Here is a 10,471-nt window from a genome sequence, read left to right as displayed (position 1 = left end):
CCTTAGACTGGTTTCAAGCAATTGAAAATTCAATTCACAAACATGTAAAAGAATGAGTCCTGCAGTTTGATTAAAGAGTGCAACTCCCGATTAGACGGAAAATTGAGCTCGAAGGCGGGACTTGAGGACGCGCGGGACTTGGGGACGTTGTTTCTTACGTTGCAAAATGGTTGATAGGCAAAATGTAAGTATAGAGAGGAAAGGCGACGGACCATGCAATATATCTGATTTGGAGAGAAGAATATATGATCGTTGATGAGCTGCGGCACTGGAGATATTATCATCTGGGTTCGGCCTGGAACAAAGCCTTTGATTTTCTGATATCCCTGACACCCGATATTGAAGAAGGGGAGTACCCTCTGCAGGGGGACGAAATCTTCGCACGGATTATGAGTTATGAAACCCGCAACCTCGGATCGGCTGTGCTTGAGGCGCACCGGAAATATGTGGATGTTCAAACCGTGCTTCTCGGCCGGGAAGGGATTGAGTGGTTCCCGGTCCATGGACTTAAAACCGATATGCCGTACGATGAATCCAAGGACGCGGAATTTTTCAGCCGCCCTTATCCGGGACCGGCCCGCGTGGAGCTGTGCGCCGGCGTGTTTGCCGCCTTCTTTCCCCATGACGCCCATATGCCCTCCCTGATCATCGGGGATACGCCTGAACGGGTCAAGAAGGTGGTGGTTAAAATCATAGCAGAGCTTTTGAACCTCAGAAGAAGATCTTAACAAAAGTAATCTTTTTCCTTACTATTAGGTAAGAAAATAATAAATTTGAAAGGAAAATGTATGGCTGTTTCAACCGTGACCGTGAAGGGACAGACGACCATACCGAAAAAGATCAGAAAATATCTGAAGCTTCAGCCGGGCGACAAGATTGATTTTATTGTGGAAGAAAGCGGGAAAGTCGTTCTGGAACCGGCGACACTGGATGTCAAGGAGCTTGAGGGTATATTGCACAAGCCTGGCATGAAAGCCGTCTCTGGAGAAGAGATGGCAAAAGCCATCAAGAGCCGGTTCATGAGAAAATAATATACATTGAATCTAAAGATATCGTCCGCCAGTCAATCCACGATTACAGAAACGGAAGCGCTGATCTTGCCGACTATCTTATCGGCAGGATGAACCATGCCAAAGGATGTGATGTGACAGCGACGTTCGACCGGGCTCTCAAAGACTGCCCCTCTTTTTTTCTACTGGACTGAACAGGTTCTAAAATAGAGGATGGGAAGATCGTTCTCAAGGATTCGGTGTTTGTGTATACCATGCAATCAGGGCTCAATGTTACAGAGAGCGATATGGCGGTCATGAAACGCCTCAAAACCATTCTCAAATAAAAAGCCCGTTCTTGAATTTCTGCCTTATTTGTGATATGTAATAAATAATGTCCAATAACTCAAGGCCGCTGACAGGACTCCTCACATGGGAGCGTGTAGATGAACTGATCGAGAAGATCAAAATGATCGGCCCTTGGTATATCCATTCCCCGGAGAAAGGGATGAAATCCCTTTTTCTTTCCAAAGGAAGCGAAGCCTCTCTTTTCCTCTCGGATCGGTCGGAGGAAATCAAGTCCCGCAAACACGGCGCGGGCTGGATTTACGTGCATACCCCGGAAGCCCCTTCCTGGATCAAGATCTACGATCCCATGAAATGCGGGTCCTCCTGCAGTATGACCACACCCAAGGCATGGTGGGAAATGACGCTCATGGATCCACGAGAAAGCCTCCCGCCTGAACCCCAAACTCCGGAGAAGCGGGGCCTGACCGAAAGGAAATATTTTTCCCATTTTGGGAAATTTTTTTCCTAAAAAGTGAAAAATTTTACCCACGAAAAGGGGCAGAATTCAGGATAATCCTTCAAATCATATATCTGAATCTATCCAAAGTACTTAATTATCCTAATTTTTAAATAATACGCCGATAAACAGTTAAATATGGCATGTTATTTGCAAATATTACAGAATACGAGGTAAAAATGGGACCCATACCGGATTCAACAGGACTGAACAAGCGTCAAAACCCTGATGACCGCAGGAAAAGACCGACGCATCTCTTCCGGAAGCATACGCTTCTTGGAAGGAGAAAAGGACACCGGCGCACCACTGACCCGCGATCCAATTACTACGTGGACCTTTATAGCCCGTGGCTCTTTGCCGTTCTTGTCCTTATTATTATTCTCTCACTGCTCGATGGGATATTCACATACAACTATGTCTCCCACGGCGGTAAGGAATTGAACCCGATTATGCAGGTCTTGATTGAAAAGGGGGCGCTCGCCTTTTTCCCCTATAAATTCTTCATTACTTCATTAGGCGTCATCATCCTATGCCTTCACAAGAACTTCACCTTCGTCCGCAGTCTGACTTACCTGGTTCTGTTCATCTATATCCTGCTCATCTTCTACCAGGTGGGCCTCCTTTACGCATTCTGAATCGTTTCAGTCCTTCTCGATCATCTTCCGATGAGGGAATGTTATTTCTCCATACCCTGATCTCTCGCCTGGATGCCAGGACGCCTTTCCTTGACTTGCTCCTTCAGGTTCGTTATAGTCATTTATGTCGTATCACGAAGAACATCCGGGATCAGAGCATCTAATGACCATAGCGCACTTATCTGCCATGATACGATGAAGGGACGGGAATCTCATTGATGAAAGACGATACAACGATCATTAAAGATATCCGGTCTTTCCTCAAGGTCAAACAGCAGATCGAAATCGACTTCGACCATCCTGATTTCCTGGAGGAATATGCAAGCCGGGTCCAAGGAATCGGGGAGGATCACATCACCGTCGCCACCCCGGTCGCCAAATGCGCACCGGCTGAGACCCATTGCTGGATCTACTATGTCTATAAAGACCAGAGATACGGGTTCGAATCCAAGGTGGAAGGATACCAGGGAGACTATGCCTCCCAGATGATCCTCACCTGCCCCAAAGAGATTCTCCGACTCCAGAGAAGAAAATATTTTCGGGTCGCTGTGGACATCCCAGTCACCTGCCGGATCCCCGGCGGGTCCATCCATGACCCTGAAGGCGTCTTCCCCGGGACGATCCAAAACATCAGCGCCGGCGGGGTCTTGGTGGAAACCGAAAAAGAAATTTCTATCGGAAGCGAGATCCTCCTCTTCTTCAGCCTCGACCAGGACATGGATCTTGATGATATCCCCTCAAGGGTGGTCCGGGGCGGGATCATCGAGAAAACAAAGAAGGACCTCCTGTATGAATACGGCATCGAGTTTTACAATATTCATGGCCGCCTCCGGGATGCCATCATGCGTTTTGTATTCAACCAGCTGATTCTCCTTAAAAAAGAGGGGGAAATATAGAACTCCGTTTTTTCCCCGCATTCCCGGCCTCAAATGATCACGTCTTCAAATCATACCTTTGCTTGCAGAACCCCTTTTTCTATGTTATATACTTTTAGACTCACACAGCCGCCGGCCGGATTGCTTCTTCAGGAAGCAACTTTTTTACCGGAGGGGCACATCCCGTAAAAGACAAAAAGGATCAGAACCATTCATTTCGAGTCAGACGAGGAGGAGTGACCATGTCTGAAGAAGAAAAAAAGGAGAAGGGATTTTCATTCGTGGACAAGCGGAAATCCCTCGATCAAGAGGATGAAACGGTACAAACCGGGAAAGGGGCTGAACCCAAAAAAGAGAAGCAGGCTGAAAAAACAACTGAACCCGCAGCCGGAACACAAGATAAAAAATCTCCTCTCCCGGAGATCGACTTCAATTTCTTTATCCTCTCCCTGAGCAGTTCTGCCATGATGCAGATGGGGATTATCCCCAACCCGGTTACAAAAACCAGGGAAAAAAACCTGGATCTTGCCAAGCAGACCATTGATATCATCGCCATGATCGAGAAGAAGACCAAGGGGAACCTGACCCCGGAGGAGGCTCAGTTCATGGAATCCATCCTCTATGACCTGAGAATGCAATACGTGGAAGTGATCAAAGGCAATTAAAAAAGGACGACCTGCCGCCCGGTGTAACCTCGGCGGGGCATCAAAAGGAGGGGAGCCATGATGAAAAAAACCCTGATCATCCTCGCAGGCATCATCGTAGTCCTGGTGGTCATCATGGGAGCGGCCATCGCCCTATCACCGGTATTCCTGAATCAATACAAGGATCAGATCCTGGCCAGGGCGGGAGAGGTCATCAACCGGGATATCAAAATGGGAGACATCCGGCTGACGCTCTTTACCGGGCTCGGCCTGCGTCTGACCGATGTGTCGCTCTCCAACGCCAAAGGGTTTCGTGATGAGTCCATGCTCTCCATCTCGGACATGGATGTCAAGGTCAGGTTCCTCCCGCTCCTTAAAAAAAAGCTGGAGGTGGACCGGGTGATTCTCATGAAGCCCAGCATTCTGATCGAAAAGAACAAAGACGGGGTCTTCAACTTCAGCGATATCAGCGGCAAAAAGGCGGCCGCGCCGCCGGCCGTAGAACAGAAAAAAGAGGCAGAGGCCAAGTCCCCTCTTTCCGACCTGACCAGCCTGATCGTCTCTCAGGTCAGGATTTCCGACGCGGCCCTTTCATATTATGACGCAGGATCCGAGTCCATGAAGAAAGGACTTCGGATCCAGCGCCTTGATCTCGTGCTCGAGGATGTCTCCCTGGAAAAACCGATCCCCTTCTCCCTTTCCTTCGGAGTGAACAGCGATGCCAAAGACATCGAAATCAAGGGGACCATCGGACCTGTAGGAGCGGACCTCAACACGAAGAACATGCCTCTTGCCCTCCAGATGGCGATCCGGAAGTTCGCAGTCAAACGGCTCATGGATTTTCTGGGGCCCAAGCCTCCGGTCATGATCCAGGATGGAACGTTGACCGTCACTTCAGACCTCTCGGGCAATCTCGCCTCAGGCCTGAAGATTTCCGGCGCCGCAAAGGTGGATTCACTGACCTTGAATGATGCTGCAAAAAACCAGCCTCTGGTTCAAGGATTGAATATCAGCCTTGAACAAGACCTTTCCCTGCATCTGAAAGACCAGAAGATCGTATTCCGCAAAGCGGACCTCACCGTGGACCGCGCGAAGCTCGATATCAAAGGCGAAGTATTGAAATTCCAGAGCGACCCTTCACTTTCCATGCTGATCAGTAGCAGCGACATCCCCTTGCCGGGCTGGGACAAGATCTTTCCCGCCCTATCGGGCATGGGTCTGGACGGCTCCCTGAAGGCAAAGGGGAGCATCTCCGGCAAGCCCAAGGAGAAAATGCTGATGACCCTGGACTTGTCTTCTCCGAACCTTGCAATCAAACTCCCGGAGAAAAAGAACCCGGCCAAACCTGAAGCAAAGAAAATTCCTCAATGGCCGTCCATCTCTGCAGAGGCGGCTGCATCCGCCGAACCTAAAAAGGCAGCCGGGTCTCCATTGCCCGAGAAGATTGACTTCAAAGGAAAGATAGAGATTGCAAAAGGCACGATCGAAAATGTCGCCTTCTCAGACCTGAAGGGAAATTACGAAAAGAGCGGAAACCGCGTCAGCCTCACCGATTTTTCCGTCAAGGGATTCGGAGAACAGGGTTCCGCATCAGGAAATATCAGAGCGGACCTCGGCGCTCTCAATCCTCCGTTTCAGGCTCAGGTCCAGACTTCCCGTATCGATCTCGCAAAGCTCCAGGAAAGCTTTGCCGCGCGCAAAGAGAAGATCGAAGGTGAGCTCGACACCCATCTGAACCTCTCCGGCGCCGGCTTCGACAAGGCGGATCTCGAAAAAAACCTGACCGGCCAAGGTGATTTCAAGGTGGTCAACGGGGTTTTAAAAAATGTGAACCTGGAAGAAAAGATTTTCTCGGCCATCGGCGGCAAGTTCGGCCTTCCTGTGACCGAACTCGCGCAGATGGCAGGGATGCAGATCGCACAAGGGGATCAGACTCCCTTCGATGAGTGCTTCGGGACGTTCCGCATCGGATCCGGCAAGATTCAAATTCAGGATGCCGCAATCACCTCCAAGAATCACGGATTTTCAGCCAACGGAGAGACCGGGTTCATCAAGCAGGATCTGAATCTCAATGCGCGCATGATCCTCCGGCAGGTCGGAGAATCCCAAACAAAGAGGTTCAGCTATTATCTGATCGACGAGAAAAAAAGGAAGTACATCCCCTTTAAGGTAACCGGCAATACGGCCAAGCCGAATGTCATGGTGGACATGGAAGCCCTGATCAAAGGACAGGCCCGGCAGGTTATTGAAAAGAAGAAGGAGCAGCTCAAGGAGAAAATCAAAGAAAAGCTGGGTCCCGGCGGGGAAGAGATCCTGAAGCCCCTGGACAAGATATTTCATTTTTAATTTAAAGGAGTATTGCATATGCCTATGGTGGTCCGTTTGGAGGATCAGTACCGGTTTGTCGCCGAATCCGGAGAACATCAGGTGATCATCGACCAGCCGGTCAAGGGGGGCGGGACCAATCTCGGTATGAGCCCGGTGGAACTCTTTATCGCCTCGCTTTCCGGCTGCGTGGCCTACTATGCCGCCCACTACATGGAACGGAACCATATCCCGGCCCAGGGTCTTCGTGTAGAGGCCGACTGGGGTTTTGAAAAAAACCCTTACCGCGTCAGCAAGATCAAGACCATCATTCACCTCCCCCCCGGGTTCCCGGACGAAAAACACGATCAGATCCTTGCCGTATGCAAGGGATGCACCATACACCATACCCTGGCCCACGAGCCCGTGCTTGAATATGAGATCAGGCAGGGATGAATATTCAGGATACGGAGGGTTTATGCGCGGGATGATCCATGTCTATACCGGCGACGGCAAGGGGAAGACCACGGCGGCTTTCGGTCTTGCCGCGCGGTGCGTGGGCCACGGCAGGCGTGTGCTCTTTGTCCAGTTTCTCAAAGGAGGCGGCGCCGAATCCGGGGAGATCACGGCCGGGAAAAGACAGCTTCTCGGTATGGAGGTCATGCGGTTTAAAGAGGTCCACCCGCTTTTTGATCCGGCCGTGGATCCGAAGATCCTTGCCGAAACCGTCCGGAAGGACTTTGCTAAAGCAGAGCGTCTGATTCTTCAGGGGGATTTCGACCTGGTGATCCTCGATGAGATCAACAACTGTACGGCCCAGGGTTTATTACCTGTGGATGCCCTGCTGACCCTGATGGAAAGCAAACCCCAAAACATCGAGATGGTCCTCACCGGAAGGGGCGCCGACTCGCGTGTGCTTGAGAAGGCCGACTATGTCACTGAAATGAAAAAGATCAAGCATCCGGCCGAGACCAGCGGGTTGCCCGCTCGTGAAGGGATCGAATACTGATCAGGATTACGGCAGACGGTCTGACTTGGCCGCGAAGATGAAATCACTCTCTGTCAGGCCGTTGATCTTGTGTGTCCAGACCATGAGCTTGACCTTTCCCCAGGAAAGGGTGATGTCCGGATGATGGCCCTGGGCTTCTGCCAGTTCTCCGACCTTGTTTGTGAAGTCGAGGGCTTCCCGGAAGTTTTTAAACTTATATTCTTTCTCCAGATAACGTTCATCGATCACCTGCCAATGGTTGCCCAGCGTATCCCATAAGGATTTTAGTTCCTGGCCCTTTAGAGGAGGCACACCTCCCTTGCAGGGGACACACTCCTTGCTTGCCAGATCACAGATCATATCCGCCTCCCTTCAATGCTCGAACGATCCTGCTTTAGAAAACAATCCATGCATTCGTCGAGCCGGTTATTCAAAGGCGCCTTTGTTGGATTCAGAATTTCAGACGGAGTTTGGAGATGAGAGAAAAGGTCCGTTTTCCATCCTGGATCTGGTAAGAATCCTTGAAGGAATCCAGGTTCGTGGCGTATCCGGCCCCGACGGAAAAAGAGAGGCCTGGAGCAATCTCATAAAGACCGGTGATGTCCAGCTCGTAACCGAGGGAAGAGGCCGAACCGATCTTTTCATTGATGGTCTGAGAGACGCCGGTCGATAATTTAGCGGCGAGCCGGTCCGTGGCCTGATAATTTGCGCTCGCCACAACCATGGTAATGTCCGAGGAATCCGCATTCTTGGGAGAGAGCGAACTTCTTGTTCCATAGTTCAGGGCATGCTGAATGGAAAAAATCTCCAGATAATTGCTCTCCGTATCCTGAAAGATTTCCTGCGGATCATCAGACCTGTTTGAGACACTATATCCCTCCACCTCGACCGTCACCGGCAATCCCAAGGGGGAAGAAAAACTGAGGCTTTTGTTTCGATATCCCAATCCGTCTTTATGCATGCTCGGATTCACATCATAAATGATGAAACCATTCATCCCCGATGGATGATAAAAGGAGACAGCCGGGGAACTCTTATTGGATTTTGGAATATCGGTTGAAAAAACTTGTGCATTAGCCCAAAAAACAAGACAAATTGCTATAAATAAGGCTTTTATTTCTTTAACTAACATTTCTTTAAACTTTTCTCCAGATTTAAAGTTCTCTTCTGATTGTTTTTTTCAGTTTACCAATCCTAAACGGCTCTGTCAAGATTAAAACTGATCCCGAATCCCGATATAGAAATTCTAAAGCAGATCAAGGGGACATTTTCCCTTTGCTAACACATCATTGAAAAAAAATATTGACAACCTCTCGCCGTTAGTTTATAGTAAATTTAAACATACCTGGAAAAGATACGATACCAGATTCTATAATTTCTTCAGGATAAAAACTAACCATTCAACCCAAAGAGGTTTCATAACACCCACATGATCGTTCCGCAACAGCACCATGAGCCTTTCAGCCGTTTTACCGGCATCTGATGGCAAAAAACAAGGGCCGTTTATCATTACAAACATTTTTAGAAAAGCGTCTTGCATACCATTGCAGAAAACGGATAGAAGTCATGGATCGTAGCGATCATAACAATTCGTCAATCCGGTCGGAAAGACGCATAAAAAGAAAGGAAAGGGAGGAACTGGTATGACAACCAAAGAAAAGGGCGTACGCAAAAGGACAAAGGCTGTTCCTGAAACGGATGAGGAGAAAGAGAATCAATCCGAAGCCAGCCCATCAGTCCCTGGACCGGAGATGAACGGATCATCACCTGAACCCTCAGAAAACGGCGCAAGAAACGCTAACGGTACGACCAGAGATATCGTCTTTAATGAAAACAGCCTCAACATTTCCGAACTCAAGGAAAAAAGCATCTCCGATTTGAGCAAGCTGGCCAGGGATATGGGCGTCGAAGGCGCCAGCGGCATGAGAAAACAGGAACTGATTTTCGCCATACTTCAGGCCCAGACGGAAAAAAGCGGGTTTATCTTCGGAGAAGGGGTCCTGGAGACCCTCCCTGACGGCTTCGGCTTTCTCAGAGCCCCGGATTACAACTACCTACCGGGTCCGGATGACATCTATGTCTCCCCTTCCCAGATCAGGCGGTTCAATCTGAAGACCGGTGACACCATTTCCGGCCAGATCCGTCCTCCCAAAGAGACAGAGCGCTACTTCGCTCTCCTCAAGGTGGAGGCGGTCAACTATGAAGACCCGGAAAAGGCCAAGGATAAGATCCTCTTTGACAACCTGACCCCTCTCTATCCCCAGGAGAGGATGGTCATGGAGCGGACACCTGAAGAATATTCAACCCGGGTCGTCGACCTCCTGGCCCCCATCGGCAAAGGACAGCGCGGGCTGATTGTCTCCCCGCCCAAGGCCGGCAAAACCATGCTCCTGCAGAACATCGCCAACTCCATCACCAAGAACCACCCGGAATGCGTCCTGATCGTCCTCCTGATCGACGAACGTCCGGAAGAAGTCACGGATATGGAACGGAGTGTCCACGGGGAAGTGGTGAGTTCCACCTTTGATGAACCCGCCCAGCGGCATGTGCAGGTGGCGGAGATGGTCATCGAAAAAGCAAAGCGGCTGGTCGAGCATAAAAGGGATGTGATCATCCTCCTCGACAGCATCACCCGTTTGGCGCGCGCCTATAATACGGTCGTCCCCTCCAGCGGGAAGATCCTTTCAGGAGGCGTGGACTCCAACGCCCTTCATAAGCCCAAACGCTTCTTCGGCGCGGCCCGGAACATTGAAGACGGAGGGAGCCTGACTATTATTGCCACAGCCCTGATCGACACGGGAAGCCGGATGGACGACATCATCTACGAAGAATTCAAGGGAACAGGAAACATGGAGATCCATCTCGAGAGGAAGCTTCTGGAAAGACGCATCTTCCCGGCCATCGACATCGCCCGCTCCGGGACCCGGAAAGAAGAGCTCTTGATCGACAAGGACGACCTGAACCGGATCTGGGTCTTACGGAAACTCCTGCACCCCATGGGGACCGTGGAAAGCATGGAGTTCCTGCTCGACAAACTCAAAGGGACCAAAAGCAACAAGGATTTCCTGGCCTCCATGAACCAGTAAGCCCTGCTACATACCGTCCTGCCGGCCCCGCGAAGCCATGCGAGGCCGGTCGAGTAAATAAACTGAACCAACGAGGACTGATAACCAACCTCAGAGCAGATTCAGATTTTTGTATTTCTGCTATTTCACCTCTCCGAAGCATTCC

General features: G+C 50.2%; 12 protein-coding genes. 10 read left to right on the top strand and 2 right to left on the bottom strand.

All coding sequences use genetic code 11. The features are described from left to right. Positions 1-245 precede the first annotated feature (245 nt). The 9 genes from AUK29_11100 to AUK29_11060 all read left to right on the top strand — a co-directional run bounded on the left by AUK29_11100 (position 246) and on the right by AUK29_11060 (position 7,261). On the top strand, positions 246-728 hold the full coding sequence (locus tag AUK29_11100; protein ID OIP60728.1) for a hypothetical protein: 483 nt from the start codon (positions 246-248) through the stop codon (positions 726-728). Positions 729-788: 60 nt separating this feature from the next. Beyond that, positions 789-1,031, top strand: a complete 243-nt coding sequence (locus AUK29_11095; GenBank protein OIP60727.1) for an AbrB family transcriptional regulator — start codon at positions 789-791, stop codon at positions 1,029-1,031. A 352-nt stretch (positions 1,032-1,383) separates the two neighbouring features. Beyond that, positions 1,384-1,806, top strand: coding sequence for a hypothetical protein (locus AUK29_11090; protein OIP60726.1), 423 nt, complete (start codon positions 1,384-1,386; stop codon positions 1,804-1,806). A gap of 167 nt (positions 1,807-1,973) precedes the next feature. Continuing rightward, the gene (locus tag AUK29_11085; protein OIP60725.1) at positions 1,974-2,429 is read left to right on the top strand and encodes a hypothetical protein; all 456 of its coding nucleotides are present in this window, start codon (positions 1,974-1,976) and stop codon (positions 2,427-2,429) included. Between the two features lie 218 nt (positions 2,430-2,647). Further along, positions 2,648-3,325 carry a hypothetical protein gene (locus AUK29_11080; GenBank protein OIP60724.1) on the top strand — a complete coding sequence of 226 codons (678 nt, stop codon included), beginning with the start codon at positions 2,648-2,650 and terminating at the stop codon, positions 3,323-3,325. Positions 3,326-3,726: 401 nt separating this feature from the next. After that, entirely contained in the window at positions 3,727-3,969 is a 243-nt protein-coding gene (locus AUK29_11075) for a hypothetical protein (protein OIP60730.1), read from the top strand. A 57-nt stretch (positions 3,970-4,026) separates the two neighbouring features. After that, on the top strand, positions 4,027-6,294 hold the full coding sequence (locus AUK29_11070; GenBank protein OIP60723.1) for a hypothetical protein: 2,268 nt from the start codon (positions 4,027-4,029) through the stop codon (positions 6,292-6,294). A gap of 18 nt (positions 6,295-6,312) precedes the next feature. Beyond that, the gene (locus AUK29_11065) at positions 6,313-6,708 is read left to right on the top strand and encodes a hypothetical protein (protein ID OIP60722.1); all 396 of its coding nucleotides are present in this window, start codon (positions 6,313-6,315) and stop codon (positions 6,706-6,708) included. A 22-nt stretch (positions 6,709-6,730) separates the two neighbouring features. Beyond that, entirely contained in the window at positions 6,731-7,261 is a 531-nt protein-coding gene (locus AUK29_11060; GenBank protein ID OIP60721.1) for a hypothetical protein, read from the top strand. Positions 7,262-7,267: 6 nt separating this feature from the next. Here AUK29_11060 and AUK29_11055 read toward each other — a convergent pair whose 3' ends face one another. Both AUK29_11055 and AUK29_11050 read right to left on the bottom strand, forming a co-directional pair. After that, entirely contained in the window at positions 7,268-7,600 is a 333-nt protein-coding gene (locus AUK29_11055) for a 4a-hydroxytetrahydrobiopterin dehydratase (GenBank protein OIP60720.1), read from the bottom strand. A 91-nt stretch (positions 7,601-7,691) separates the two neighbouring features. Beyond that, complete coding sequence (locus AUK29_11050; protein OIP60719.1) at positions 7,692-8,237, bottom strand: hypothetical protein; 546 nt, start codon at positions 8,235-8,237, stop codon at positions 7,692-7,694. 901 nt (positions 8,238-9,138) lie between these two features. Here AUK29_11050 and AUK29_11045 point away from each other — a divergent pair. Next, on the top strand, positions 9,139-10,326 hold the full coding sequence (locus AUK29_11045) for a transcription termination factor Rho (GenBank protein OIP60729.1): 1,188 nt from the start codon (positions 9,139-9,141) through the stop codon (positions 10,324-10,326). The last annotated feature ends 145 nt before the right edge of the window (positions 10,327-10,471 follow it).

This window comes from Nitrospirae bacterium CG2_30_53_67, from assembly GCA_001873285.1.
Classification (GTDB): Bacteria; CG2-30-53-67; CG2-30-53-67; order CG2-30-53-67; family CG2-30-53-67; genus CG2-30-53-67.
The sequence above is the reverse complement of the archived record's forward strand: the minus strand, read 5'-3'. Positions and strand labels throughout refer to the sequence as shown.

Excerpts from the sequence above, each read along its gene's own strand:
- AUK29_11070 (OIP60723.1), top strand. The coding sequence starts at position 4,027 with ATGATGAAAAAAACCCTGATCATCCTCGCAGGCATCATCGTAGTCCTG.
- AUK29_11050 (OIP60719.1), bottom strand. The coding sequence starts at position 8,237 with ATGAATGGTTTCATCATTTATGATGTGAATCCGAGCATGCATAAAGAC.
- AUK29_11045 (OIP60729.1), top strand. The coding sequence starts at position 9,139 with ATGGGCGTCGAAGGCGCCAGCGGCATGAGAAAACAGGAACTGATTTTC.
- AUK29_11095 (OIP60727.1), top strand. The coding sequence starts at position 789 with ATGGCTGTTTCAACCGTGACCGTGAAGGGACAGACGACCATACCGAAA.
- AUK29_11090 (OIP60726.1), top strand. The coding sequence starts at position 1,384 with ATGTCCAATAACTCAAGGCCGCTGACAGGACTCCTCACATGGGAGCGT.
- AUK29_11085 (OIP60725.1), top strand. The coding sequence starts at position 1,974 with ATGGGACCCATACCGGATTCAACAGGACTGAACAAGCGTCAAAACCCT.
- AUK29_11065 (OIP60722.1), top strand. The coding sequence starts at position 6,313 with ATGCCTATGGTGGTCCGTTTGGAGGATCAGTACCGGTTTGTCGCCGAA.
- AUK29_11055 (OIP60720.1), bottom strand. The coding sequence starts at position 7,600 with ATGATCTGTGATCTGGCAAGCAAGGAGTGTGTCCCCTGCAAGGGAGGT.
- AUK29_11060 (OIP60721.1), top strand. The coding sequence starts at position 6,731 with ATGCGCGGGATGATCCATGTCTATACCGGCGACGGCAAGGGGAAGACC.
- AUK29_11100 (OIP60728.1), top strand. The coding sequence starts at position 246 with ATGATCGTTGATGAGCTGCGGCACTGGAGATATTATCATCTGGGTTCG.
- AUK29_11080 (OIP60724.1), top strand. The coding sequence starts at position 2,648 with ATGAAAGACGATACAACGATCATTAAAGATATCCGGTCTTTCCTCAAG.